This window comes from Baekduia sp. Peel2402, assembly GCF_052567285.1.
This window is the reverse complement of sequence record NZ_CP199582.1, coordinates 800,521-826,885: the sequence shown is the minus strand read 5'-3', so window position 1 is coordinate 826,885 and position 26,365 is coordinate 800,521. Positions and strand designations below refer to the sequence as shown.

General features: G+C 70.5%; 24 protein-coding genes. 18 read left to right on the top strand and 6 right to left on the bottom strand.

The window, feature by feature from the left end; translation table 11 throughout:
* Positions 1–11 precede the first annotated feature (11 nt).
* The 3 genes from ACT01A_RS04035 to ACT01A_RS04025 all read left to right on the top strand — a co-directional run bounded on the left by ACT01A_RS04035 (position 12) and on the right by ACT01A_RS04025 (position 2,995).
* Positions 12–404: a DUF1801 domain-containing protein gene (locus ACT01A_RS04035; RefSeq protein WP_445150960.1), complete on the top strand. Its 393-nt coding sequence runs from the start codon at positions 12–14 to the stop codon at positions 402–404.
* A gap of 21 nt (positions 405–425) precedes the next feature.
* Positions 426–1,319: a DMT family transporter gene (locus ACT01A_RS04030; RefSeq protein WP_445150959.1), complete on the top strand. Its 894-nt coding sequence runs from the start codon at positions 426–428 to the stop codon at positions 1,317–1,319.
* 218 nt (positions 1,320–1,537) lie between these two features.
* Positions 1,538–2,995 (top strand): MopE-related protein, encoded by a 1,458-nt coding sequence (locus ACT01A_RS04025; RefSeq protein WP_445150958.1) that lies wholly within the window; start codon positions 1,538–1,540, stop codon positions 2,993–2,995.
* Here ACT01A_RS04025 and ACT01A_RS04020 read toward each other — a convergent pair.
* The 3 genes from ACT01A_RS04020 to ACT01A_RS04010 are packed head-to-tail and all read right to left on the bottom strand — an operon-like array spanning position 2,967 to position 6,099.
* Complete coding sequence (locus ACT01A_RS04020) at positions 2,967–4,400, bottom strand: glycosyltransferase (protein WP_445150957.1); 1,434 nt, start codon at positions 4,398–4,400, stop codon at positions 2,967–2,969. The two genes, ACT01A_RS04025 and ACT01A_RS04020, sit on opposite strands and share 29 nt — an antisense overlap.
* Positions 4,401–4,406: 6 nt before the next feature.
* A complete protein-coding gene (locus ACT01A_RS04015; RefSeq protein ID WP_445150956.1) occupies positions 4,407–5,525 on the bottom strand; it encodes an aminotransferase class V-fold PLP-dependent enzyme in 1,119 nt (372 codons plus the stop codon).
* Positions 5,526–5,544: 19 nt separating this feature from the next.
* Positions 5,545–6,099, bottom strand: a complete 555-nt coding sequence (locus ACT01A_RS04010) for a transglycosylase family protein (RefSeq protein WP_445150955.1) — start codon at positions 6,097–6,099, stop codon at positions 5,545–5,547.
* 195 nt (positions 6,100–6,294) lie between these two features.
* Between ACT01A_RS04010 and thrS the strand changes: the two genes are divergently transcribed.
* The 3 genes from thrS to ACT01A_RS03995 all read left to right on the top strand — a co-directional run bounded on the left by thrS (position 6,295) and on the right by ACT01A_RS03995 (position 10,167).
* Entirely contained in the window at positions 6,295–8,238 is a 1,944-nt protein-coding gene (gene thrS, locus ACT01A_RS04005) for a threonine--tRNA ligase (protein WP_445150954.1), read from the top strand.
* A 190-nt stretch (positions 8,239–8,428) separates the two neighbouring features.
* Positions 8,429–8,833: a hypothetical protein gene (locus ACT01A_RS04000; protein WP_445150953.1), complete on the top strand. Its 405-nt coding sequence runs from the start codon at positions 8,429–8,431 to the stop codon at positions 8,831–8,833.
* The gene (locus ACT01A_RS03995; RefSeq protein ID WP_445150952.1) at positions 8,818–10,167 is read left to right on the top strand and encodes a hypothetical protein; all 1,350 of its coding nucleotides are present in this window, start codon (positions 8,818–8,820) and stop codon (positions 10,165–10,167) included. The genes ACT01A_RS04000 and ACT01A_RS03995 overlap by 16 nt, the downstream gene beginning before the upstream one ends.
* Positions 10,168–10,265: 98 nt before the next feature.
* On the opposite strand, the gene ACT01A_RS03990 is transcribed toward ACT01A_RS03995, so the two are convergent.
* On the bottom strand, positions 10,266–10,487 hold the full coding sequence (locus ACT01A_RS03990) for a hypothetical protein (RefSeq protein ID WP_445150951.1): 222 nt from the start codon (positions 10,485–10,487) through the stop codon (positions 10,266–10,268).
* Between the two features lie 4 nt (positions 10,488–10,491).
* A complete protein-coding gene (locus tag ACT01A_RS03985) occupies positions 10,492–11,580 on the bottom strand; it encodes a GGDEF domain-containing protein (RefSeq protein ID WP_445150950.1) in 1,089 nt (362 codons plus the stop codon).
* A 151-nt stretch (positions 11,581–11,731) separates the two neighbouring features.
* On the opposite strand from ACT01A_RS03985, the gene infC reads away from it, so the two are divergent.
* Positions 11,732–12,526 carry a translation initiation factor IF-3 gene (gene infC, locus ACT01A_RS03980; protein ID WP_445150949.1) on the top strand — a complete coding sequence of 265 codons (795 nt, stop codon included), beginning with the start codon at positions 11,732–11,734 and terminating at the stop codon, positions 12,524–12,526.
* Positions 12,527–12,589: 63 nt separating this feature from the next.
* Here infC and ACT01A_RS03975 read toward each other — a convergent pair whose 3' ends face one another.
* Positions 12,590–15,598, bottom strand: coding sequence for a helix-turn-helix transcriptional regulator (locus ACT01A_RS03975; protein ID WP_445150948.1), 3,009 nt, complete (start codon positions 15,596–15,598; stop codon positions 12,590–12,592).
* Between the two features lie 79 nt (positions 15,599–15,677).
* Here ACT01A_RS03975 and rpmI point away from each other — a divergent pair, with 79 nt between their 5' ends.
* The 11 genes from rpmI (at position 15,678) to ACT01A_RS03920 (ending at position 26,299) form a co-directional block, all read left to right on the top strand.
* Positions 15,678–15,881 (top strand): 50S ribosomal protein L35, encoded by a 204-nt coding sequence (gene rpmI, locus ACT01A_RS03970; protein WP_445150947.1) that lies wholly within the window; start codon positions 15,678–15,680, stop codon positions 15,879–15,881.
* Positions 15,878–16,243, top strand: coding sequence for a 50S ribosomal protein L20 (gene rplT / locus ACT01A_RS03965; protein ID WP_028075194.1), 366 nt, complete (start codon positions 15,878–15,880; stop codon positions 16,241–16,243). Before rpmI ends, rplT begins: the two co-directional genes overlap by 4 nt.
* Before the next feature lie 84 nt (positions 16,244–16,327).
* Positions 16,328–17,020 (top strand): TrmH family RNA methyltransferase, encoded by a 693-nt coding sequence (locus ACT01A_RS03960; RefSeq protein ID WP_445150946.1) that lies wholly within the window; start codon positions 16,328–16,330, stop codon positions 17,018–17,020.
* Positions 17,017–18,066 carry a phenylalanine--tRNA ligase subunit alpha gene (gene pheS, locus ACT01A_RS03955; RefSeq protein WP_445150945.1) on the top strand — a complete coding sequence of 350 codons (1,050 nt, stop codon included), beginning with the start codon at positions 17,017–17,019 and terminating at the stop codon, positions 18,064–18,066. The genes ACT01A_RS03960 and pheS overlap by 4 nt, the downstream gene beginning before the upstream one ends.
* Positions 18,063–20,495, top strand: coding sequence for a phenylalanine--tRNA ligase subunit beta (pheT, locus tag ACT01A_RS03950; protein ID WP_445150944.1), 2,433 nt, complete (start codon positions 18,063–18,065; stop codon positions 20,493–20,495). Before pheS ends, pheT begins: the two co-directional genes overlap by 4 nt.
* On the top strand, positions 20,488–21,498 hold the full coding sequence (gene argC / locus ACT01A_RS03945) for an N-acetyl-gamma-glutamyl-phosphate reductase (RefSeq protein WP_445150943.1): 1,011 nt from the start codon (positions 20,488–20,490) through the stop codon (positions 21,496–21,498). Before pheT ends, argC begins: the two co-directional genes overlap by 8 nt.
* A 79-nt stretch (positions 21,499–21,577) precedes the next feature.
* A complete protein-coding gene (gene argJ / locus ACT01A_RS03940) occupies positions 21,578–22,828 on the top strand; it encodes a bifunctional glutamate N-acetyltransferase/amino-acid acetyltransferase ArgJ (protein ID WP_445150942.1) in 1,251 nt (416 codons plus the stop codon).
* A 2-nt stretch (positions 22,829–22,830) separates the two neighbouring features.
* Complete coding sequence (argB, locus tag ACT01A_RS03935) at positions 22,831–23,694, top strand: acetylglutamate kinase (RefSeq protein ID WP_445150941.1); 864 nt, start codon at positions 22,831–22,833, stop codon at positions 23,692–23,694.
* Complete coding sequence (locus tag ACT01A_RS03930) at positions 23,691–24,845, top strand: aspartate aminotransferase family protein (RefSeq protein ID WP_445150940.1); 1,155 nt, start codon at positions 23,691–23,693, stop codon at positions 24,843–24,845. Before argB ends, ACT01A_RS03930 begins: the two co-directional genes overlap by 4 nt.
* 5 nt (positions 24,846–24,850) lie before the next feature.
* Positions 24,851–26,125: an argininosuccinate synthase gene (locus tag ACT01A_RS03925; RefSeq protein WP_445150939.1), complete on the top strand. Its 1,275-nt coding sequence runs from the start codon at positions 24,851–24,853 to the stop codon at positions 26,123–26,125.
* A 12-nt stretch (positions 26,126–26,137) separates the two neighbouring features.
* Positions 26,138–26,299, top strand: coding sequence for a hypothetical protein (locus tag ACT01A_RS03920; RefSeq protein ID WP_445150938.1), 162 nt, complete (start codon positions 26,138–26,140; stop codon positions 26,297–26,299).
* Positions 26,300–26,365: the final 66 nt, after the last annotated feature.

The following is a 26,365-nucleotide window of genomic DNA, read 5'->3' as shown; positions in this document are numbered from 1 at the left end:
GCATTCGGCGGGTGACCGACGAGACCAAGTCCCCCGCCGAGCTGATCGACGCGCGCATCGAGGAGCTGGGCGACTGGCGTGGCGAGCTGCTCGCCCGGCTACGCGGCATCGTCAAGGCCGCCGATCCGGACGTCGTCGAGGAGTGGAAGTGGCGCGGCGTGCCGACCTGGTACCACGACGGCATCATCTGCACCGGCGAGACCTATAAGAACGCCGTGAAGATGACGTTCGCCAAGGGCGCGTCGCTCACGGACCCGTCGAAGCTCTTCAACTCCAGCCTCGACGGCAACGTCCGCCGCGCGATCGACTTCCACGAGGGCGACGCCGTCGACGAGGCGGCGCTCACCGCGCTCCTCCAAGAGGCCGTTGCGCTCAACGAGGCCAAGAGCACCAAGAAGCGCTAGCGCCCTAGCCTTCAGCGAGCTTTGTCCTTCCCCGTCGCCATCGGGCTCCTGCTCGCGCTCTGCTGCTCGGTCGTCGGGCTGCTCGGCTTCCTGTTCAAGCAGCGCGGCGCGGTCGACGCGCCCGAAGTCCAGCTGCGCCACCCGTGGCGATCAACCAAGGCGCTGTTCTCCAACCGCTGGTGGACGCTCGGGATCATCGTCGCCACCGGCGGCTGGGTCTTCCACGTCGCCGCGCTGGCGATGGCGCCGATCAGCCTGGTGCAGTCGGTGATCGCCGGCGGCCTGGTGCTGCTGACGCCGCTGGCAGGCAAGGTCTTCCATTTGCCGACGACGCGGCGCGACTGGATCGGCGTCGGGATCACCGCCGCCGGTCTCACGGCGCTTGCTGCGACGCTCGGCGACTCCGGCCACGACGCCCACCGCGACTTCGACGCCGCCACGCTGTGGATCTACGTCGGGGTCCTCACCGCCGGGGCCGCCGCCTGCTGCGCGGCTGCCGGCACATTGCGGACCGGGCCCGCGCTGGCGTTCGCCGCCGGCCTGCTGTGGGGCGGCAGCGACGTGACGATCAAGGCCGCGTCCGCCGATCTCATCGACCGCTGGCTGCTGGCGTTCTTCACGCCCGAGGCCGCGACGATCACGATCCTGAGCCTGATCGGCCTGGTGGTCTCCGCTCGCTCGCTGCAGATCGGTCCCGCCGTCGCGGTCATCGCGATCACCTCGGCGGCCGCGAACGTCGTGACGATCGCCGCCGGTCCCATCGTCTTCGGCGAGCCGCTCCCGAGCGACACCACGTCCTTGGTCTTCCGCCTCGCCGGCTTCGCCGCGGTGGTGGCGGGCGCGGTGCTCACGCCGGGGCCGGAGGTCGAGGAGGCCATGGGCCCGGACGCTGAAGCTGAGCCCGCGCCCGCCTGACCACGGCCACGGCACGGGAGAGCCGGCTCCCCGCTCACCTGAGGAGCCGGCCCTGTGGTGCCCCGTGGGCTCGAAGGTGTCCGCAACGCAACGCAGAGCGCTTCGGACAACTCAGCGGCGACCATACCCCGGAAGATGGTTCGTGTCATCACCCGATGTCGTTCCGCGCATCGGTCACTCGTCCAGTCTGAGCACTGACATCCCTACTCTGGCCCGTCATGCGCAGGCTCCTCGTCCTGCCGGCGGCCGCTGCCCTCATGGCCGTCGTCGGCACCGCGCCCGCCTCGGCGGCGATCACCGTCGCCAAGACGGCCGCGGACACGATCACCGTCACGTCCACCGCCGTGACGCCCAACGACGCGTTGGCCTACAAGCTGACGGCGGGCAAGCTCGGCATCGACCGCACCGCGGGCGAGAGCCTCGCGCCCGGCTTGGGCTGCACCGGCAACGCCAACAACGTGACCTGCGCGGTCGACTTCATCACCAAGCTGGTGATCGACCTCGGACCGGGCGACGACACGATCGCCGCGGCGCCGACGCTGCCGATCGGCATGCACGCCGAGATCTACGGCGGCTCCGGACGCGACACGCTGCGCGGCGCGGACGGCAGCAACGACATCCTGCTCGGCGGCGACGGCGACGACCTCCTGGATGGCGGCTTCGGCGACGACACGATCGACGGCGGCGCGGGCGACGACGTCATCACCGCCAACCTCGGCGCCGACGTCTACCGCGGCGGCCCGGGGATCGACCAGCTGACCTATGCGACCTACACCGCGCCGGTGGCCGTGACGATCGGCGCCGGTGCCAACGATGGGCAGGTCGGCGAGAGCGACGACGTGGGTGCTGACGTCGAGCGTGTCGACGGTGGCAGCGGCGGCGACGCGCTGTCTGGCGCGGGCGGACCCGACCAGCTTTACGGCGGCCCGGGCGCGGACACGCTGGACGGCGGCGGCGGTTCTGACCTGCTGGTCGGGGGCGCCGACGGTGACGTGATCAACGCGCGGGACGGCGCCGCCGACCTGGTCTCCTGCGGCGACGGTGCCGACAGCGCGGTGCTCGACCAGCTCGACGCGGCGGACTCGTGCGAGTCGGCTGATGCGGCGACGGTCGCGGGTGGAGGCGGCGCCGGTGGCGGTGGCGGTGGCGGCGCGGCGGGCGGCGGCGGTGCCGTGGACGCCGACGGCGACGGCAGCCCGCTCGGCGCCGACTGCGACGACCACGACAAGGCCGTCCACCCGGGCGCCCGCGAGATCCCGGCCAACGGCAAGGACGATGACTGCGACGGGCTGGCGGCGTCGCTGACCTCGCCGGCGATCGCGCTGGCCTTCGCGCAGACGGCCGGGGCCAAGACCACCATCTTCTCCAAGTTGTCCTTGACGGGCGCGCCGGGCGGCGCGACGGTCACGCTGACCTGCAAGGCCCCCAAGAAGGCCAAGGGCTGCCCGTTCGCCTCGACCTCGGCGAAGGCGAAGGAGGGCAAGATCCTGTCCTTGGCGACCAAGGCCTTCAAGCTGGCCAAGCTCCCGGTGGGGACGGTGCTCGAGGTCAAGGTGGCCGCGGGCGCCGCGGTCGCGGTGCGGGTGGAGAAGCTGACGGTGCGGGCGAGCGCGAAGCCCAAGCGTCAGACGAGCTGCCTGAATCCCGTTACGCAGGCGGCGCTGCCCGCCTGCTGAGCAGCAGGTCGCGGGCGGCGGGGAGGTCGGCGAGCGGCAGCCATGTGGGGTGGCTGGCGCTCGCCGGTCCGGCCTCCTGCGGCCGGCGCGTGCTCACGCGGAGGGCGATGCCGTGCGCCAGCCGCGCGGCGCCGAGCTCGTCTAGCGGGCCGGTGACCAGCGCGAGGTCGACAGCGTCCTCGATCCCCTGCTCGGCAGCGAGCGCGGAGATCCGGTCGGCGGCCTCGGCGGGGTCGAAGGACTGGGCGTCGATGGCGATCGTGACGTCGTCCAGGCCGTCGACGAGCTCGGCGGCGGCACGCAGCAGCGTGGGGTCGCGGACGACGTCGTCGGCGTCGAGCGCGAGCACGATGGCGCGCGCGCCGCGCAACGGCTGAGGGCCCACGGCGTCAGGACCGAGCGTCGCGCGCGCGGCGTTGAGGGCAGCGCGAGCGGTGGCGTCAAACGGGTTGGCGGCGGCGGCGTTCAGCGCGAGCGCAAGGGCGCGGTGGGGATCGTCGCTGATCGCCGCGCGAGCCTCCTCCGTCAGGCCGCGCGCCACGTCGGCGTCCTGCGCCGTGACCTCCATGAGCGCCGCGAACGGCGTCCCGGCGGCCTCGCGCGCCTCGGCGGCCAGGCGCGCGAAGGCGTCCCAGCAGCGCTCCAGTTCTTCTACAGGCTGCTCGATCCCCAACCGCCGCAGGAACCAGCGCTGTAGTGCCAGCCCGCGGCGCAGCTCCCGCAGCCGCGCGGGACCCTGAGCCCCGAGCGACATGTTGGTGCCGTGGAAGCGGTACAGCGTGCGCGGGAGCGGGTTGTAGGCGATCTCGGCGTGCTGGGCGGTGCGCGCGGCCAGCCACCAGTCGGCCCACGCCATCTCGACGGGGATCGGAAAGAGGCGGTCGCGCAGCTCGCCGCGGACGACGATCGAGGACCCGGTCACGAGATTCTGGGTGAGGAAGCGCGAGATTGAGCGCCCCTGCGGCGGCGTCTCACCTGCCAGCCACGACGACTGCACGACGGTCCCGGCGGCGTCGATCACCGCCATGTCGCCGTAGACGAGGCCGACCTCGGGGCGCTCGGCCAGCAGCTGGACCTGGGCGGCGATCTTCCCGGCGGGCCAGGCGTCGTCGGCGTCGAGGATCGCGAGCAGGTCGGCCTCCAGCGCGGCGGGTGCGGCGGCCGCGCGCGAGACCGCGCCGACGCTGCCGCGGTTCTCCTGGCGGATCAGTGTGAGGCGCTCGGGCTGCTCGTCCACGAGCTGCTGCACCACCGCCGCGGTCCCGTCCGTCGAGCCGTCGTCGACCACGACCACGTGCAGGCGGTCGGCCGGGTAGTCCTGCGCGAGCGCGCTGCGGACGGCCTGGCCGACGAACGGCTCGGCCTCGTAGGCGGCGATCAGGACGGCGACGCTCGGGAGCGACATGGTGGCCTACGCCTGCGCCGCCGCGTCCAGCCCGGACAGCAAGCGGTCGAGGTCGTCCTCGTCGTTCCACGCGCCGACCGACGCGCGCAGGCGCCCCGCGCCGGGTAGGTCGCGGATCGTGACGCCGGCGGCCTGGAGGCGGTCGCGGGCGGCGATGGCGGCCTCATCGCTGCCGGCGTCCCAGGCGACGAGCGTGGTCGGACCGCGGTCGATCACCGTCGCGCCGCGCTCGCGCAGCGCATCAGCCAGTTGCGCCGCTAGCCCGGCCGCGCGTTCTTGTAGGGCTTGGAATCCGAACGCGTCCAGGACGTCGAACGCGGCGACTGCGGCGGCGACGATCGAGAGGTCGCGCAGCGGCGTGTCGTGACGGCGCGCGTTGGCCACTAGCCCGCTCGCCAGGCCGGCCGCGGGATCGGTCAGGCCGCCGTAGGAGGGGGCGGGGGAGCCCAGGCGCTCGGTCCACTCGGACGACACGTACAACATGCCGGTGCCGACCGGGCCGCAGAGCCACTTCTGGCCCGACCCGGTGTAGAACTGGACGCCGAACGAAGCGACGTCCAGCGGGATCGCGCCGACGCCCTGGGCGCCGTCGAGCAACACGGGGATGTCGAAGCGCGCGGCGGCCGCCACGATCTCCGCGACCGGCGCGACCGCGCCGCTGTGCCACGAGACGTGCGAGCAGGCGACCAAGGTGGTGGTGTCGGAGATCGCGTCCGGGATCTGCGCCAGCGGCACGGCCTTGACGGTCACGCCGCGCTGCTGGCGGGCGGCGATGAGCGGGCCGGTCAGGCCAGGGTGCTCGTCGTCGGCGGTGACGACCTCGTCGCCTTCACGGAGGCCCAGCGCGGCGACGATGTGCGCGCAGCCGTCGCTGGTCCCCGCGGTCAGCGCGACGTCGTCGGCCGCGGCGTTCAACAGCCGTGCGTAGCGCGTGCGCAGCTCCTCGGCCAGCGGGACGAGCCGCTCGTAGAACGCGCCGCTGCGGCCCTCGTTGGTCGCGTACGCCCAGGCGTCCAGCGCTGCCGCATGCGCCGTCTCCGGCACCGGCCCGCAGGTGCCGGCGTTCAAGTAGGCATTGCGTTCCAGGACCGGGAACTGCGAGCGCAGGCTGTGGGCGGCGTCCATGCCGCCCAGACTACGAGCCCTACCGGCCGCACACGGGCCACTGGCCCGGGCCCGCGCGATCCATCAGCATCTGCGCGCGGCGATCCTGCTCGCCCTCGGGCGCGCGCGCGGGATTGCCGGAGCCGCCGACCGCCTGCCAGGTGGCAAGGGTGAACTGGTACTTGCCGTAGAACCCGTTTCCGGTGTCCGTGTTGGGGTTGCCGCCGGACTCGCAGGCGGCGATCGCCTCCAGTTGGGGCGAGGCGACGGAGCGCTCGGCGGCGCGGGCGCGGCGCGCGATGCGCAGCTCGCGCTTGAGGTGGCGGTGATGGCGCCGGAGCGTCGTGATCGACATCGAGCGCGCGGTCTTTCGGTAGCTGGACTCAAGCGTCCGGCCACGGACGTGGGCGACGCGCTTGGCGAGCGCGATGTCCCTTGAAACCAAAGGCGTCTTGGTGATGCTGACGAGCGGCGCGAGGCCGGTCTTCGCGGTGGGCAGTGCGGGGTGCAGCGGGCTCGCGGCGAAGGCCGGCGCGGCGGTGGCGGCCAGGGCGCCGCCGGCGAGCGTGATGGTGGTGAGCGCGGGAGATCGCATGGGCGGTTTCCCTCCTTGCAGCGGTAGTGACGGAACGCCCGTGTGGCGCACGCGTCCGAGCCGCGTCGTGGTGTCTCTGGACCGGTCTGGGGCGTCACGGGAAGTGAGGCGCCTCGCGCAGAACCGGTTGTAGAACGGTAGCGAGTTCGATTCCACAGCCGGGCGGCAGGGCGGTCTCGCCTAGGATGCGAAGGCATGAAGGTCACGCTCCCGGACGGCAAGGAACTACAGCTCGACGACGGCGCCACGGGCGCTGACGCGGCCGCTGCCATCGGGCCTGGGCTCGCGAAGGCGGCCCTGGCGGTGAAGGTCGACGGGACGACCCAGGATCTCTCAGCGCCGCTGCCGGATGGCGCCGTGCTGGAGATCGTCACCGACCGCTCGGGAGCCGATGCGCTGGAGCTGATCCGCCACGACACGGCGCACGTCCTGGCCGCGGCGATGTTGGAGCTCTACCCGGGCGTGAAGATCTCGATCGGCCCGGCGATCGAGAACGGCTTCTACTACGACTTCGACTTCCCGGAGGGCGTGCAGTTCTCCGACGCGGACTTCGAGACCGTCGAGGCGAAGATGCGCGAGCACGTCGACGCCGACGAGCAGTTCGTGCGCGAGGTCATGTCGGTCGACGCGGCGCTGGAGCGCTTCCGCGACCAGGGCCAGGACTACAAGGTCGAGCTGATCGAGGACCTGGTCAAGAACGAGGGCGTCGACACGGTGTCCTTGTACACCAACGGCCCGTTCACGGACCTCTGTCGCGGACCGCACGCGCCGACGACCAAGCGGATCGGGGCGTTCAAGCTCCAGTCGGTCGCGGGCGCCTACTGGCGCGGCGACAGCGACCGCCAGATGCTGACGCGCGTCTACGGCACGGCGTTCTTCAAGCAGAAGGAGCTGAACGCGTACTTGAGGATGTTGGAGGAGGCCCGCGCGCGCGACCACCGGCGGTTGGGCAAGGACCTTGGGTTGTTCACGTTCTCGGACCTGGCGCCGGGCATGCCGCTCTGGCAGCCGCCGGGGATGGCGATCTGGAACCAGCTCACGGACCTGTGGCGGACGGAGAACCGGCGTCGCGGCTACGAGGAGGTCAAGACGCCGATCCTCTGGGACGTCGAGCTCTTCAAGGCGTCGGGCCACTGGCAGAACTACCGCGACAACATGTACTTCACGGACATCGAGGACCGGCCCATGGGCCTGAAGCCGATGAACTGCCCGGGGCACGTCCAGCTGTTCAAGGACGTCCGCCGTTCTTATAGGGATCTGCCGCTGCGCTTCTCCGAGCAGGGCCTGGTCCACCGGCACGAGCCGTCCGGGACGTTGCACGGGCTGATGCGCGTCCGGCACATCACCCAGGACGACGCCCACATCTTCTGCACCGAGGAGCAGATCGAGGACGAGGTCGTCGGCTGCCTGGACTTCGGGTTCGACATCTACAAGCTGTTCGGCTTCGAGCCCAAGTTGGAGCTGTCGACGCGGCCGGAGAAGCGCCTCGGGGCCGAGGAGGTCTGGGACCACGCCGAGCTGGCGCTGGAGAACGCCTTGAAGCGCCAGGGGCTGGAGTACGAGGTCAACCCGGGCGACGGCGCTTTCTACGGGCCGAAGATCGACCTGCACATGCGTGATTCCCTGGGCCGCTCCTGGCAGCTCGGCACGGTCCAGTTGGACTACCAGATGCCCGAGCGGCTGGACGCGACCTACACGGGCGCCGACAACGCCGAGCACCGCCCGGTGATGATCCATCGCGCCTTGTTGGGGTCCTTCGAGCGCTTCATCGGGATCTTGATCGAGCACTACGCCGGCGAGTTCCCGCTCTGGCTGACGCCGACCCAGGCAATCCTGCTGCCGATCGCCGACCGCCACAACGACGTCTCCCACGAGGTCGCCGCGACGCTCCGCGCCGCCGGGGTGAGGGTGAAGGTCGACGACCGCACCGAGTCCACCGGCCGCAAGATCCGCGATGCCGAGATCTCGAAGATCCCCTACATGTTGATCATCGGCGACCGCGAAGCCGAATCCTCCTCCGTCTCCGTCCGCCGCCACAAGGGCGGCGACGAAGGCACCCTCGCCGTCGAGGACTTCATCACCAAGATCGACGACCTCATCGCCACCGAGCGGAACGAATTGGCCGCTTCTCAAGGGTAAGCCAGTAAGAGCTATGAACGGAGAGCTGCTTTACACGCAGACTTTCTCCTCGCCGCTCGACAGCGGTGGCTGCAAAGCAGTGTGTGCGTCGAGGACCGCTCCACCGTCGCCTGAAAGAGCCGCCCTTTGGCTGAAAACCCGCGTTCAGTGGTGCTCTCCGATCCGGACTTCGGATAGCGTGGCGCGCGCTTTGAGCGATCTTGTCCCCCCATACGAGCCTTATCCGGTGCATCGGAATAACGCACCTGACAAGTCACAGTGGTCCATCACGCTCGACGAGGAGCGAACTACCTTTGCCAGGGCGTGGGACAACGATTGGATCGGCGTCGACAGCGAAGTCGCGTGGGGTATTCACGCAGAGAACGGCGAACCTGCGCTCGAACTCGGTGTCTCTGCTGATGGAGAGCGCCAGCTTTGGTGGGCCAAGTTCGTCGGGAAGCGCGTGCCATGGCACGGGTACCCCGCCGACATCGTCCGTCGGCAGCGAGGTGACGCTCCCGAAGTCAGGATTCTGAGGGAATGGCATAAGCAAGGCCACATCAGCAAGCTGGCGATCGATCGCGTCCTTAGGAAGAAGCCATGTCGGCCGATGTGACCCGAGGGCCGAGTCCCGTTGTGCTTGACGTACCAGGGGACTGGTGGGACGCATATCTCTATTCAGGTCGTCTCTACCTCATCACGATAGATGGTGACGTTGTCGTAGTTGACTGGCCGACGCTGGTGGAATCCCTGGTCGATAGACGGGAGGATCGCCTCGGGCTGGAACTCGCATTTGTGGATGCGAGATTCCTTTACGGAGATGATTGGGCGCGTCTCGTTAGAGATCCGGAGATCGGTCAGCTACTCACCGACAAGATCAATCGCCTCGCCGCCAGCGACTTGGAGGTGACTCCGGACCAGTTTGAGCGGGCGGTCGTAGGCCGATACCGCCGCGGAGTGCCTGAAGCCATCAGCGACCTCGAGATTCATCGCTCGCGGATTTATACGGCTAGCGAGACAGGTCTTGGCATGGTGGATCGGAACCGTCTCAGCGGAGGCACGGTCCGGCAGTGGGACGGGGAGGCAGTACGCCTACGCGCTAGCGGTGCTGGCATGCTCGCGGTCGCTGCTGGTTCGGATGGCCTCCGTCAGGCGCGGTTGCGGTCGTGGGCCGAACGTTTGGAGGAGCCTCAAGAAGTCCTTCGTGGGGACTTCGCCGCTTGCAGTTGGCTTCGGACGAGCATCTATGCGTCGTCTCATGTGCACGCTGGGGCCTTGGCCGTTTTCTCTCAAACCAAGCGCGAAGATGCGACGCGCGGGCGCCAGACGATCAGAACGTTTGAGGCAGCGTTGGACGATGAGGCTCTTTTTGACGAGGAGGGACGAAACGAGCTGGACCGGCTTGTCCGCGCTTCCTGGTCGCCGACGCCGGAACCTGCATCTTTGGACGTCGACCCGGCGCCCTCAGAAACCGCTGACGCTGGTGACGCCGGGCTTCGGATCGAGTCTCGTTATGACGCTCCCCCGCTAATCAACGGCGTCAGACATGGGTTCTCCTGGGCAGGCCAAGGCCTTGTCTGCCGTGCGTTCCACAGACAGCTCGAGATTGTGCGGTACGACGGTCGGGCGGATCTGTTGAGCAAGCGTCTGCGGAATGTTGGCATTGAGAACCTGGAAACCGATGCTGCCGTGACAGACGGTGACGTCGCACCGTTTGGAATTGTCGTCGAGACCGACGATGACCTCAAAGTGATCACCAACGATGGGGTTCAGTCGATCGGAGTCGAGCCAGTTCGATGGCGTACCTACCATCGCGCAACCAACTACCCCAACCAGTTGCACGTGATCGGAGAGGATCGGCTTCGCGTGGTCTCCTTCCTCAACGAGGACATGCGAAAGTTTGCGGCCGGGCGGTCGGCCCCAATCGGGCGGACACGCCGTAGTCAGTAACGGTTGAAAAACCGAGGTACGTCGCCGGTGGTCCGTGTGCGTGTTGTGCGGACGTACTACGCGGTAGATCGCACCACCAGCAGCCTGAACGCTCGAGGTCAGTGGAAGATGTCGGTCAACCCGCTTGCGGCAAGGATGACGCCGGCGATGACCGACGACACGAAGCGCCATGTGGCCGACGCCGGGTCGTCGGCGAGGCCGAGGAGGCGGACGGCCGTCGAGCGGTTGCCCGGGAGCTTCAAGGTGTCGGCGAGGATCCGGGAGGCGGCGATGAGCGTCAGGCCGTCGACCAGCAGGAAGACGTCGAGCGCGGTGCGCAAGGGCTTAGGCGCGTTGGGCGGACTTGGCGGCCAGCAGCGCCGCGTCGGCGATCGCCAGGAGGCGGGCGCCGGTCTGGTGCTCGACGCGTTCGGCACAGCCGAAGGTGATGCGGACCGGCTCGCCGGAGGCGGTGGTCACGTGCCCGAACACGGTCGCGGAGATGCGCTCGGCAACCTGCTCGGCGTCGGTTAGTGGCGTATCGGGCAGGAGCACGACGAACTCGTCGCCGCCCCAGCGGAAGCAGGCGTCGGGCAGCCTCACGAGGTCGCGCATGGTCGTCGCGACCTCGGCGAGGATGCGGTCGCCGTCCCCATGGCCGTGGCGGTCGTTGATCTGCTTGAAGCCGTCGAGGTCGCCGACCAACGCTGAGAGCGGTCGGCCGGTGCGCATCGCGGTCGCGACCAACACCACGAGCCCTTCGTCCAGCGCCCGGCGGTTGCCCAACCCCGTCAGCGCGTCGACGCGGGCGAGCGTGTCCGCCTCGGCCGCCGAGGCGCTCAGCGAGCGCCGCACGTCGCGCATCCGCGTCGCGTGGATCAGGCAGACGCTGGCCAACGCCCAGACGATCCCAACCGTCGCGACGCGCCCGGGCAACATCGCCTGGGCGTTCCATGCGTCGCTGAAGGCGGGCAGGAAGACGACGGCGGTGTTGATCGCCAGCACGATCGCGAGCCGGCCTCCCGGCAGGACGACCCCGCACCAGACCACGCTCAGGATCAGGATCTGGGCGAACGAGCTGCTCGGTCCCGACAGCCACTGCAGCAGCGCGAGCATCAGCGGGCCGCTCAAAGCGACCGCGAAGATCAGCGGCGGCGGCAGCGGACGCCGGTTGGCGAGCATCAGCAGGCCGAAGACGAACGCGAGCGTCACCAACACGACCGCTGGGATCCAGCCGGCACGGCCCAGGCCGGCGGCCTCGGTCGGCGGATTCAGCGCCAGCAGGGCCGCAGCGATGATCCCTGCGCAGCAGTACAGGAAGCCTGCCAGGCGTCCGACAAGCCGCGCGTCGAGCAGCGCGTAATGGTCCGGCGCCTCCCGGATCAGCGCTCCCGCACGCGCGCGGGCAGGGGTCGTGGGACCTCGACGTGCCACCACCCAGGATGGTCGGCAGCAGACCACCGTCCTGAAGCCCTTCGAACATCGGTCGTTGCGGCTTCGTCGTTCCGTCTATACTCGGATCCGTTGACTTGCATCACGACACAGTCGGCCCCCGCGCTTTGACGGCCGGCCGACATCACAGCTAGTGCCGGTCCCTCGTAGATTCGACCGGCGCCCGCCCGAGCGGGACACGACCCGCGTCAATGAGCGCATCCGTGTGCCCGAAGTTCGCGTCATCGGTGACGATGGCCAGCAGATCGGCGTCATGAAGACCGATCAGGCCCTGCGCATGGCGCAGGAACGCGACCTCGACCTGGTGGAGGTTGCGCCCGAGGCGCGCCCGCCCGTCTGCCGGATCCTGGACTACTCGAAGTACAAGTACGAGCAGGCCCAGAAGGTCAAGCAGGCGCGCAAGCACCAGCAGCAGATCGTCATCCGGGAGATCAAGTTCCGGCCGAAGATCGCCCAGCACGACTACGACACCAAAAAGGGTCACGTCGAGCGGTTCCTGCGCCACAAGGACAAGGTGAAGATCACCATCATGTTCCGTGGCCGCGAGGTGACGCATCCGGAGCGGGGTCGCATGATCCTCGACCGGCTTGCCGAGGAGCTTCAGGAGCTGGCGATCATCGAGCAGCGCCCGAACCTCGATGGGCGCAACATGACGATGATGCTCGGCCCTTCCAAGGCCGTCCTCGCGGGGACGCTGGACAGCGAGAAGCCTGCGGACGACGGTGCCGCGGAGCCGGAGGACGGCGCCGAGACGCCCGTCGCCGAGGCTCCCGAGACCGACGCCCCCGAGGCCGATGCCCCTGAGGCTGAGGTCGACGAGGCCGAGGTCGACGAGGCCCCTGAGGCGGACGACGACGACGCGGAGGCCGCTGAGGCCGATGCCGAAGTCGCGCCGACCGCCGACGGCGAGCAGCCCGCGGCGTCCTAGCCGCCTCTCAACCAGAGACTGAAGCGACCGGGCCCCTTCGCGCGAGCGGAGGGGCCCTTCGCGTTAAGGCGTCGCGCCGTCGTCCGCCTCGCCGGCCAGGCCCAGGCGGTGGGCGACCGCCGCGGCCTCCGTGCGCGAGCGCACGTCGAGCTTGGCGAGGATCCGAGAGACGTGGACCGACGCGGTCTTCTCGGCCATGTACAGGCGGTCGCCGACCTCGCGGTTGGTCGCGCCCGAAGCGACAAGCGTCAGCACCTGGCGCTCGCGCGGCGTCAACCCGAACGGATCGTCGTCGGCGTCAGCGGCCGTCGCAGCAGCCGCGGCGCCCAGGGAGGACCCCGAGTCGATCGACAAGCGCGCCCGCGCGATCAGGCCCTCGAGCTCACCGACCAGCCAGAGCGACCCGATCCGCCGCGCGATCGCCAGCGCCTCGCCGGCCGCCTCGCCCGCGCCCTCGCGCCGGCCGCTGGCCAAGCACGCCTCGGCCGCCCAGCGTCGCGCGCAGGCCACCAACAACGGCCGGTCCAGCGCCGACCACAGCTCAACCGCCCGTCCCCACGCCTCGCCCGGATCGTCCCCGGTCGCGCGGAAGTGGTGCGCGCACGCCAGCGCCGCGTAGGCGCTCTCGACCGGTCGGCCCGCGGCCGCGGCGGCCTCCGCGCGCTCGCGCATCAGGCCCGCGCGGAAGATCGCGTCCGCCTCGCCGTCAGTGTCGCCGAGGTCGCGGCAGCGCTGCGCCGCGTCCGCCTCGACCGCCACGCCCGTCGCCGCCAGCCGCGCGAACCGCACGGTGTCGTCGCTGCAGAACTCCAACCGCTCCAGCGCGCTCTCGACCGCCTCGCGCGCGCTCGTCAGCCGCCCACCGCGGCGATCCAGCTCGGCGCGCAGCACGCCCGCCACCGCGACGAACTGCGGCTCCAGCGAGTCCACCAACAACGCCTCGACCTCCTCCAGGAAGCCCTGCGCCGCCTCGTCCTCGCCGATCGACAGCGCGCGCTCGGCGCGGCGCAGCTCGATGTTGACGCGCGTGTTGCCCGTGGCGCGCCCGACGGTCCGCAGGTACTCGGTCGCCGCGTCGAACTCGCCGCGGTCGATCGCGATCTCCGCCGCAAACGTCGGCAGCCACGCTCGGCCCGGCACCGCCGCGTCGACCTCTGCCAGACCCTCCTCGGCCACCGTGCGCGCCTCGTCCGAGCGCCCGGACAGGTGCAGCGCGTCGGCCAGGTTGACGTAAGCGATGCCGAGCAACACGTAGTCCTCGATCGCCCGCGCCAGATCGGCCGACTCGCGCAGCGCCGCCACGCCCTCCTCGTGGCGGTCGGTCATGATCAGCGCGAGCCCGAAGTTGTTGTAGGTCTCGCACTTGAGCACCTGGCCTTCGCGGCCGTCGGGCAGGTGGGCGAGCACCTCCTCCGACAGCGCGATCGACTCGGAGTAGCGCGACTGCAGCGTCGCGAGCTTCATCCGGCCGATCGCCAAGGCGATCCACTGCTCGGGCGGCGCGTCTTCGGGCAGCAGTCGTCGCGCCAGGTCAAGCGACGCGCGCGACGCCTCGCCGCGGCCCAGGCCCCATTCGGCCATCGCGCGCTGTTGCAGCAGCAGCGGCACGCGCGGGTCCTCGACGTCGGCGGCGCGCGCCTCGCGCAGCGCCTCGTTCAAGAGCGTCACTCGCCGCGCGTCGTCGGTGTTGCGGTGCGCCCGCGCGGCCGCGGTCAGCAGATCGACGTGATCGAACCGCGCGACGCCCACCAGCGCCTCGGGCTCCACGACCCGCTCCCACAGCTCCAGCGCCCGCTCCAGGAAGCCGGCCGCATCCGCCTCGGCGTGCGCGGCGGTCGCGGCGTCGGCCGCGAGGATCGCGGTGCGCAGCGCCTCCGGCTGGTCACCTGAGCGGTAGAAGTGGTGGGCGACCGCCGCGGCCAGCCCCGGCCCGGCCTCGCCCGGCAGCCGCGCCTCCAGCGACCGCGCGACCGTGCGGTGCAGCTCAGCGCGCTCGCCGGGCAGCAGGTCGTCGTAGACGACCTCGCGCAGCAGCACGTGGCGGAAGACGTAGCGGTCTGAGCCGTCGACGGCGACGACGTGGCCGGCGATCGCGTCGCGCAGCGCGGACCGCAGCCCGCTCTCGTCCGCCACCTCCAAGGACTCCATCAACGCGTGGTCGGCCGGCTGGGCCACGGACAGGACCCGGACGACCTCCTGCGCCGCGACCGGCAGCCGCTCGACGCGGACCATCAGCGCGTCGGCCAACGACGGCGCCAGAGGCCCGGGCCCAGCCGCGAGAAGCTCCTCGACGAACAGCGCGTTGCCGTCCGAGCGTCGCACGAGCCGCTCGACCAGCTCCTCGGACGGCTCTGAGCCCAGCACCTCGCGCGCCATCGTGCGCACGTCGGGCGCCGTCAGGCCGGCCAGCTCGACCCGCCGGGCGCGCGGCGTGCGCTCCAGCGTCGCTAGCAGGGGCCGCAGCGGATGGCGACGATGCAGCTCGTCAGGCCGGTAGGACATCGCCACCACGACGCGCTCGTCGGCCAGGTTGCGCCCGAGGAACGACAGGAAGTCGCGCGTCGAGCGGTCCGCCCAGTGAACGTCCTCGACGATCAGCACGACCGGCGCGTCGCGGCCCAGGCGGTCCAGCGCTGAGAGCAGCGCCTCGAACAGCCGCGCCTGCGATTCCGACCGCCTTTCGGAATCAAACCCGGACCCGCCCGCCGGTCCCGCGTCATCGCCGCCGTCCAGCCCGGGCAGCAGCGCGGCCAGCTCGCGCCGCGCCGCCGGCGCCAGCTCCAGCAGCGCCGGGTCGCCCGCACGCGCCAGCGGGCGCAGCGCGCCGACCAGCGGCGAGTAGGGCAGCTCGCCGTCGCCCAGCTCGACGCATTCGCCGCTGAGCACACGCGCGCCGTCTTCCCGCGCGCAGCGCGCCAATTCGGTCAACAGCCGGGACTTCCCAAGGCCTGACTCGCCCGCGACGAACGCCAGCGACGGCTTGCCCTCAGCGGCCTCGCCGACCGCCTCTCTCAGCGCCGCCAGCTCCGCGTCGCGTCCGATCAGGCTGCTGGAGAGGGTGGTGGCGGCCACGTTGCTAGGCTAAAGCAACGGCCCACCGCCCCCGGACCGCGCAATTCCGCGCCTCCGTGACATACTGGGTCGCTCCGTCATGCCGAAGATGAAGACCCATTCCGGCGCGAAGAAGCGCTTCAAGTTGACCGCCAAGGGCAAGGTCAAGGCTCGCCACGCCTTCACGAGCCACATCCTTGAGAAGAAGTCGCCGAAGAAGAAGCGCGACAAGGGCAACGACTTCGTGCTCTCTCCTCACGACCAGCCCCGCGTCAAGACCCTCTTGGGAGCGAAGAAGAAGTGACCCGCGTCAAGCGCTCCGTCAACGCGAAGAAGAAGCGTCGCAAGACCCTGGAGCTCACCAAGGGCTTCCGCGGCGAGGCGAACTCCAACTACAAGCGCGCGAAGGAGGCCTTGACCAAGGCCGACTCCTACGCGTACCGCGATCGCCGCAACCGCAAGCGCGACTTCCGTCGCCTGTGGATCACGCGCATCAACGCGGCCGCGCGCCTGAACGGCCTGTCCTACGGCGAGTTCATCCACGGCCTCAAGCTGGCCGGGATCGAGCTGGACCGCAAGGTGCTGGCCGACATCGCCGTGCGCGATCCCGAGACGTTCCGCCGATTTGCCGAGGCCGCCCGTGAGGCGTCGGCAGCCGCTGCGTAGCGCAGATCCGCCGACATCAAGCTCTCAAGGGCGCCGCTTCCGAGATCGGAACGGCGCCCTTCTTTTTGCCCGAACCGCACTCCCTTGATCACCTCCCATCACAACCCGCTGTTGAAGGACATCCGCCGGCTCGGCAGCCGGCGCGAGCGCGGCCGCTTCCTCGCCGAGGGCGAGGACCTGCTGGCCGCGGCGTCCGATGCGGGTTGGAACCCCGTGCATCTGCTGCGCGCCGGGGTCGAGGTGACCGAGGACGCGCTGGCGAAGATCTCAACGCTGGCCTCCGGCACGCGCGCGCTCGGCGTCTTCGAGGAGCGCTGGCTGGACCGGCCCGTCGGCCCGCTGTGCGTTGCGCTGTGGGGGATCAAGGACCCCGGGAACGTCGGCACCGTCCTGCGCGCCGCGCATGCGTTTGGCGCCACCAGCGTGGCGCTCGGCCCCGAGACCGCCGACCCCTACAACCCGAAGGCCGTCCGCGCCTCGATGGGCGCGATCTTCGTCGTGCCGGTCGCGCGCGTGACGTCGGTCGACGAGCTGCCGGGGGAGACCGTCGCGCTCGACGCCCGTCGCGGAGCGCCGCTGATCGGTCCGGCAGGAACCGAGACCACCATCGTCGTCGGCGCCGAGCGCGCCGGCCTGTCCCAGGACGTGCTCGACGCGTGCGACCGCGCCGCGCACATCCCCATCGCCAACGAGTCGCTCAACGCCGCGATGGCCGCCACGCTGGCCTTGTACGAGCTGAGTAGGGTCACCCCGCAGCACCCGGAGACCGCACCGTGATCGAACGCATCGAAGAGATCCATGACGAGGGCCTGACCGCGATCGACGCGGCGGGCAGCACCGAGCAGCTCGAGGAGCTGCGCGTTCGCCTGCTGGGCCGCAAGGCCGAGCTGCCGAACCTGCTGCGCGGCGTCGGTGAGCTGCCGCCGCAGGAGCGCGGCCAGGTCGGCAAGCGCGCCAACGAGGTTCGCAAGGCGTTGGAAGCCAAGCTGACCGCGGCGGTCGAGCGGCTCGACGCCTCCGAGCTGGACGCCAAGCTCGAGCGCGACCGCGTCGACGTCACGCTGCCCGGCGACCCGTTGCAGCCCGTCGGCCGCCTGCACCTCATCACGCAGACCTGGCGCGAGCTGGAGGACGTCTTCGTCGGCCTCGGCTTCACGGTCGTCGAGGGCAACGAGGTCGAGACCGTCCACTACAACTTCGACGCGCTCAACCACGCGCCGACGCATCCCGCGCGCGGGCTGGCCGACACGTTCTACGTCTCCGAGGACACCGTGCTGCGCACGCACACCTCGCCGATGCAGGTGCGCGCGATGGAGGCCCACCCGCCGCCGTTGTACGTGGTCATCCCCGGCCGCGTCTACCGGCGCGACAACGACGCCACGCACACGCCCCAGTTCCACCAGGTTGAAGGCCTTGCCGTTGACGAGGACATCACCTTGGCCGACCTGAAGGGCACGCTGCTGGAGTTCTCCCGCGCGATCTTCGGCGACGAGCGCGACGTGCGCCTGCGCGGTCACTTCTTCCCGTTCACGGAGCCGTCGGTCGAGGTCGACGTCTCGTGCTTCAACTGCAACAACGGCTGGCTGAAGGACGGCTCCCGCTGCCCGCTCTGCAAGGGCGAGGGCTGGATCGAGATCCTCGGCGCCGGCGAGGTGGACCCCAACGTGTACTCCTACGTCAACGACGACCGCTACGACCCCGAGAAGGTCCAGGGCTTCGCCTGGGGCATGGGCATCGAGCGGATCGCGTTCCTCAAGCACGGCGTCAGCGACCTGCGGTTGTTCTATGAGAACGACCTGCGCTTCCTGGAGCAGTTCGGATGAAGGTTCCCTACAGCTGGCTGCGCGAGTACTGCGCGCCTGACGTCAGCCTGCAAGAGCTCGAGCAGCTCCTCACGATCTCCGGCACCAAGGTGGAGGCCATCCACGCGCACGGCGTCGGTGGCGAGGGCGCGAACTTCGTCATCGGCAAGGTGCTGTCGTGCGGCAAGCACCCGGACGCCGATCGCCTCAACGTCACGACCGTTGATGTAGGCCATGGCGAGGAGCCGCAGCAGATCGTCTGCGGCGCGCCGAACGTGGCCGCCGGCCAGACGGTCGCCGTGGCGCGGCCGGGCGCGATCATGCCCGACGGCACCAAGCTCAAGAAGGCCAAGCTGCGGGGCGTCGAGTCCAACGGCATGATCTTGAGCGAGGACGAGCTCGGCCTCGCGGGCGAGCGCGCCGGCGGGATCATGGTCTTGGAGGACGAGCTGGCCGCCGGCACGCCGCTGGCCGACGTCCTGCCGATCCTCGACGCGGTGATCGAGTTCGAGATCACGCCCAACCGCCCGGACTGCCTGGGCGTCTACGGGCTGGCGCGCGAGGTGCACGCCGCGACCGGCGCTCCGCTCGCCCCGCCGCCGTGGACGGAGGATCCCGGCACGAGCGGCTACGTCCCCGGCGCGCACGTGCGCGTCGAGGCGCCCGACCTGTGCCCGCGCTTCACCGCGCGCGTCTTCGAGAACGTCACGATCGCGCCGTCGCCGCGCTGGCTGAAGGCGCGGCTGCTGGCCGCGGGCCTGCGCCCGATCTCCAACGTCGTCGACATCACCAACTACGCGATGCTGCTCACGGGCCACCCGCTGCACGCGTTCGACCTCGACAAGGTCGCGGGCGGCGAGCTGACGGTCCGGCGGGCGCGCGACGGCGAGCAGGTCGAGACGCTCGACGGGCAGACCCGCACGCTCGACAGCGAGATGCTGGTCATCGAGGACGCTGACGGGCCGACGTCGATCGCCGGCGTCATGGGCGGCGCGCGGTCGGAGGTCTCAGACGACACCACGCGCGTGCTGATGGAGGTCGCCTCCTGGGTCGGGCCGAACATCCACCGCACGTCCAACAAGCTCGGGCTGCGCTCCGAGGCGTCGAGCCGCTTCTCCGACGGCCTCGCGCCCGAGCAGGCCATGGAGGCCCAAGCGGTCGCGACCCAGCTGATGATCGAGCTGACCGGCGCCACCGTCGCCGGCGGCACGATCGACGCCGGCCCGTTCGCGACGGACCCGTGGCCGAACGCGACGATCCGGCTGCGCGAGTCCAAGGTCGCGGCGTTGTTGGGGTTGGTGATCCCGCGGGCCAAGCAGAAGGCGACGCTCACCGCGCTCGGGTTCTCCGTCGAGGACGCGCCCGACGGCCTCGACGTGACCGTCCCGCCGTTCCGGCGCAACGACGTCACGCGCGAGGCGGACCTCGTCGAAGAGGTCGGTCGCTTCGCGCTGGACCAGCTCCCGGCGACGCTGCCCAAGCGGCGCGGCACCGCGGGGCGGATGTCGAGCGAGCAGCGGATGCGGCGCCGCGCGGTCGACGCGCTCGTCGGTCGCGGCGCCTACGAGATCGTCGGCTGGTCGTTCACCGAGCCGGGCGTGGCCGACAAGCTGCGCCTGCCGGAAGGCGACCCGCGCCGGTCGTTCGTCGCGCTGCAGAACCCGATGAGCGAGGACCACTCGGTCCTGCGCACGACCGTGTTGGGGTCCTTGCTCGACGCGGTGCGCCACAACGTCGCGCGCGGCAACGCGGACCTCACGCTGCTGGAGTCCGGCGCGGTGTACGTGGCGCGTCCCGAAGAGACCCTGCCGCACGAGCACCGCTCGCTGGGCGCGGTCGTCCACGGCCGGCTGAGCGCGCCCTCGTGGGGCGACAGCGGCCAGCCCAAGACCGCGGACTTCTTCTCCGCCAAGGGCCTGCTCGCGGCGACGCTCGACACCCTGCGCGTGCAGTGGTCGGTGCGCGCCGAGCCGCAGCCGTTCCTGCACCCCGGTCGTAGCGCCACCGTCGTCGCCGGGCCGGACGACGAGGTCGTCGGCTGGGTCGGCGAGCTGCATCCGCTCGTCGCCCGCGCCTGGGAGCTGGACGGCACCGTCGCCGCGTTCGAGGTCGACCTCGACGCCGTCGTCGCCCATGCCGTCGCGGTCCCGCGCTACGAGGACCTCACGTCGTTCCCGCCGGTCCGCCAGGATCTCGCGGTGATCGTCGCCGACGACGTCAGCGCTGACACCGTGCTCGGCGCCGTCGAGAAGGCCGGCGGCAAGCTGCTGCAGGGCGTCCGCGTCTTCGACGTCTACCGCGGCGAGCAGGTCGGCGAGGGACGCAAGTCGATGGCCTTGGCGCTGACGTTCCAGGCGCCCGACCGGACCCTGAGCGACGACGACGTCGCGCCCGTGCGCGCGAAGGTGGTGGCGGCGCTGTCCTCGGTCGGAGGTGAGCTCCGTGGCTGACCAAGCCAATGCCACCGTGTTGATCGCGGGCGCGTCCGGCTTCGCCGGCGCGCTGGCGGCGCGGATCATCGACCGCCACCCGTACTTCAACCTCAGCGCGATCACGTCGCGCAGCGACGCCGGCAAGCCGCTCAGCGAGCTGTATCCGCACCACCGCGTCCCGCTGACGCTGGAGGAACTGGACCTCGACCGCCACGGCGACGTCGACGCCGCGATCGTCGCCTACCCGCACGGCGCGAGCGCCCCGTTGGTCGCCGAGCTGCTCGAAGGCGGAGTCAAGGTCATTGACTTGAGCGCCGACTTCCGGCTGCGCGACCTGGCGACCTACGAGGAGTACTACGTCAAGCACCCGCACCCGGAGCTGATCTCCGAGGCGGTCTACGGGCTGCCCGAGCTGTACCGCGCGCAGATCGCCGAGACCGACCTGGTCGCCGGGCCGGGCTGCTACCCGACCGCGGCGATCCTGACGCTCGCGCCGCTCGCGCGCGCCGGCCTGCTGGACGATGTCGTCATCGACGCCAAGTCGGGCGTGTCCGGGGCTGGTCGCGGCGCGACGCAGAAGACGCACTTCGTGTCCGTCGATGAGAACGTCACCCCCTATGGGGTGGGAACGCACCGTCACGCGCCGGAGATCGACCAGGAGTTGGACGCCCAGGGCGCGAAGGGCATTCAAGTGACCTTCACCCCGCACCTCCTCCCGTTGGACCAGGGCGAGTTGGTGTCCTGCTACGTCACGCCCGGCAGCGCCGAGGTCGACGACATCATCGAGCTCTACGAGGAGGCCTACGCGGCCGAGCCGTTCGTCGACGTCGTCACCCGCCCGCCCGGCGTGCGCGACGTGCGCGAGACCAACCTCTGCGCGATCAACGTCCAGGAGGACCCGCGCACGGGCAAGATCCTGGCCTTTGGCGCGATCGACAACCTCTGGAAGGGGACGTCGTCGCAGGCCGTGCAGTCGCTGAACCTGATGTTCGGGCGGGACGAGACGGAGGGGTTGTTGTGACCTCGCGCAATACCTCGCCTAGCGGCTCGGATTGCGGGCGCGAGCTCGCCCAGGGGCTCCCTCGCACGGCGGTGGCGTCATGAGCGTGCCGTTCTTCCGCTCGCGCTGGGTCGACGTGCCCGACAGCGTCACCGAGGTCCCGGGCGCGCCGCTGCCAAACGGGTTCCGCGCGGGCGGTGCCGCCGCGGGGATCAAGCCGTCCGGTGGGCTCGACGTGGGGTTGTTGGTGTCCGACAACGACGACACCACGTCCGCCGCGCGCTTCACGCGCTCCGGCTCCGCCGCGCCGCCCGTCCTGGTCACGCGCGAGCGTGCGCGGCTGGACGCGCTGCGTGCCGTCGCCGTCAACTCCGGCAACGCCAACGCCGCCACCGGCCGCCAGGGCATGGACGAGGCCGCGCGGATGCAGGGCGCCGGCGCGATGATGGCCCGGACCACCGAGGACCGCGTCGCGGTCTGCTCGACCGGCGTGATCGGCGTGCAGCTGGACGGCAACAAGACCGTCCGCGGGCTGCTCGAGGCCGGCAAGGGGCTGACGGCGGATCCGGACGGCGTCGCCACCTTCCAGCAGGCGATCATGACCACCGACCTGTTCGAGAAGCGCGGAACGATCGACGTCGAGCTGCCGGACGGGACCGTGCGGATCGCCGCGCAGTGCAAGGGCGCCGGGATGATCTCGCCCTCGCACGCGACCATGTTGTGCTTCATCGAGACCGATGCGGTGGTCCCGGCGGAGACCGCCGACCTGCTGCTCGGCGTCTGCGTCAAGCGCTCGTTCGATCGTGCCACGGTCGACGGCCAGCTCTCGACCAACGACACCACCTTGCTTTTGTGCGGCGGCGCGTCCGGCGTCGTCGTGGAGTCCGAGTCCCAGGCCGAGCTGATCTTCGGCCAGGCGCTCGACGCGCTGCTGCGCCAGCTGGCGATCGACCTCTGCCGCGACGGCGAGGGCGCGCGCCGCGTCGGCCGCGTCACCGTCCGCGGCGGGCACGGGCCCAACGTCGAGCGCGTCGCGCGGGCGATCGGCAACTCGCCGCTGGTCAAGACCGCGCTCTACGGCGGCGATCCGAACTGGGGCCGGATCGCCCAGGCGATCGGCATGGCGCTGCCCGACACCGCGCCGCTGCCCTTCGACATCACCATCGAGGACGTCGCCGTGTGCGTCGCCGGCAACGCCGTGCGCCACGACGAGGACGACCTCGTCCAGCGCGTCTCCGGTGACGAGGTCGAGTACGCGATCACGCTCCCGGGCGACGGCTTCGAGACCGAGGTCTTCTTCTCTGACCTCGGCCACGAGTACATCACCATCAACGCCGAGTACACCACCTAAGGGTGCCCACCGACCGCATGCGCGACGTCAGCACGCTCCTCGAAGCGCTTCCTTACATCCGCGAGTTCCACGGCCAGACCGTCGTCATCAAGTACGGCGGCGCGGCGATGGAGGACGCGGAGCTGCGAGAGGGCTTCGCGCGCGACGTCGTCCTGCTCAAGTACGTGGGGATGAACCCGATCGTCGTGCACGGCGGCGGGCCCGACATCACGGCCTACATGAACCGGCTGGACATCCCGGTGCAGTTCGTCGGCGGCCTGCGCGTCTCGTCCGCCGAGACGGTGGAGATTGCCAAGATGGTCCTGGTCGGCAAGGTCAACAAGGACATCGTCGGGCGGCTGAACCGCCACGGGCAACTGTCGATCGGGCTCAGCGGCGACGACGGCCGGCTGTTCATGTGCGAGCGCACCGAGGCGCCGGGTGGGGAGGACGTCGGGTTCGTCGGCAAGATCACGCGCGTCAACACCGACGTGCTGCGCCACATCGCCGACGACTACATCCCGGTGATCGCCTCGGTCGGGACCGACCGCGACAACAACTCCTACAACATCAACGCGGACGAGGCGGCGGGCGCCGTCGCGCGGGCGATGCGCGCCTACAAGGTGTTGTTCTTGACCGACGTCAGCGGCTGGCTGCGCGACCCCGAGAACCCGCTGTCGCGGATCTCGCAGGCGACGGCGCAAGAGGTGGAAGACGCCCTGACGACGATCGCCGGCGGGATGCGGCCCAAGTTGCAGGCGTGCGTGGAGTCGATCCACGGCGGCGTCACCGCGGCGCACATCGTCGACGGACGCGTGCCGCACTCGATCCTGCTCGAGCTCTTCACCGACGAGGGCATCGGCACCAAGATCGAGGCGGATTCGTGAGCGAGGCGCGCGACGCGCTCGTCCCCGCCTACGCGCGGCAGCCGATCGAGTTCGTGCGCGGCTCCGGGTCGACGCTCTGGGATGTCGATGGCCTTGAGTACCTCGACCTCCAGACGGGCCTGGCGGTCAACAGCGTGGGCCACGCGCATCCCGCTGTCGTCAAGGCCATTACCGAGCAGGCTTCGCAGCTGATCCACGTCGGCAACCTCTTCTGGACCGCGCCGATGGCCGCGCTGGCCGAGCGTCTGGTGTCGTCTTCGCTCGGCGGCCGCGTGCACTTCGCCAACTCCGGGACCGAGGCCAACGAGGCCGCGATCAAGATGGCGCGCAAGGCCAAGCGCGGCGGGACGATCGTCTCGGTGCACCGCGGGTTCCACGGGCGTACGTATGGGTCTTTGAGCGCCACGCCCCAAGAGGCCAAGCAAGCGCCGTTCGCGCCGTTGGTCCCGGGCTTCGTCGCGGTGCCGCCGACCGTCGAGTCGCTGCGCAGCGCGATCGACGCCGACACCGCCGCGGTGATCCTGGAGCCGATCCAGGGCGAGAGCGGCGTCTACGTGCTCGACGACGACGTCCTGCGCGCGGCCCGTGAGGCCTGCGACGAGCACGGCGCGGCGCTGATCTTCGACGAGGTCCAGGTCGGGCTCGGGCGGACCGGGCGGCTGTGGGCCTACGAGCACGCTGGGGTCGTCCCCGACCTGATCACGGTCGCCAAGGCGCTGGGCGGCGGGCTGCCGATCGGCGCCGTCGTCACCAACGAGCGCTTCGCCGAGGGCTTCGAGCCCGGCGACCACGGCTCGACCTTCGCCGGCGGCCCGGTGCAGGCCGCGGCCGGCCTGGCGGTGTTCGACGTGGTCTCTGATCCGGATCTCCTCACGCGCGTGCGCGCGAAGGGCGACGAGCTGCGCGCCGCGCTGGCCGAGCTGCCCGGCGTGGCCTCCACGCGCGGGCGCGGGTTCATGCTCGCCGCCGAGCTGGACCCGAGCCGCACCGAGCCGGCGACCGACCTCGTCGGCCGCGCGCTGCGCGAAGAGCGCCTCGTCCTCAACGCGACCGGCCCGACCACGCTGAGACTTCTCCCTGCCTTGACCATCACCGACGCCGAGCTGGACGACGCCCTCGCCCGGCTCGCGCGTCTCCTCGACACCAAGTGAGTGCCATGACCGACGATCAGCTTCTCCATCCCCACGAGCCCGCCGCGTCCTACCTGGCGCGTCCTGAAGAGGTCGGCCGCGTCTGCCTCCTGTACTCGGGCGGCCTGGACACCAGCGTCATGCTCAAGTGGATCCAGGACCAGTACAACGCCGAGGTGGTCGCGTTGACCATCAACCTGGGCCAGCCCGGTGAGGACTACGACGTGGTCCGTGAGAAGGCGTTGCGCCTGGGCGCGATCGACGCGCGCGTGGTCGACGCGCGCGAGGAGTTCGCCGCCGAGTACATCGTCCCGGCGATCAAGGCCAATGCCAACTACGGGCTCAACTACCCGTTGTTCACCGCCTTGGGCCGGCCGCTGCTGGGCAAGATCGCGGTCGAGGTCGCGCGCGAGACCGGCTGCGACACGATCGCCCACGGCTGCACCGGCAAGGGCAACGACCAGGTCCGGATCGACGGCACGGTCGCGACGCTGGCGCCGGAGTTGAAGATCATCGCCCCGGTCCGCGACTGGAAGATGGGCCGCGAGGAGGAGATCGCCTACGCGCGCGAGCACGGGATCCCGGTCAAGGGCGGCACGGAGTCCGCGCCGTACTCGATCGACGACAACATCTGGGGCCGGTCGTCTGAGGGCAAGTGGATCGAGGACCTGACCCACGCGCCTGACGACGACGTCTTCCAGCTCGTCACGCGTCCCGAGGAGGCGCCCGACGAGGCCGAGACCGTCACGATCGGCTTCGAGCAGGGCGTGCCGGTCGCGCTCAACGGCGAGCAGCTCGGGCTCGTCGAGCTGCTGGACCGCGTCGGCGAGATCGGCATGAAGCACGGCGTCGGGATCGTCGACCACATCGAGGACCGGATCGTCGGCCTGAAGGTCCGCGACATCTACGAGGTGCCGGCGGCGGCGATCATCCTGCCCGCCCACGCCGAGCTGGAGCGCCTGGTCGGGACGATCCACCAGAACCGCTTCAAGACCGGGCTGGACCAGCAGTGGGGCTACCTCGTCTACGCCGGCCTGTGGTGGGAGCCGCTGCGGACCGACATCGACGCCTACATGAACGAGGTCAACAAGCAGGTGACCGGGACGATCGGCGTCAAGCTCTACAAGGGCATGGCGCGCGTCGTCACGCGCGAGTCCCCGAACGCGGTCTACGACGCGTCGCTGGCCTCGTTCAACGAGTCCGGCGGGCTGTTCTCCCAGCAGGCGTCGCCGGGCTTCATCGAGCTGTGGTCGCTGCAGTCGCGGCTCGCGTGGCGTCTGCGCAACGAGGCTCGCGGGTAGTCGTAGTCCGTAATGGGCTACAAGATCCTGGGGTTCGTCGTCTGGAAGGGCGCAAAGTGGTACCTCGGCCATCGCGTGTCGCGGGCGAAGCGCTTCGCCGCGGCGGGCGCGGTCGGGGTCGGCGTGGGAGCGCTGATCGTGGCGGCGAACGCGAAGCAGCGGCAGACGCAGTAAGGCTTCGGGTCAGCCGATCGTTCGGCGCCGAATCCGTCCGGCCCGGGGCCTAGTGTCCCGGGCCGC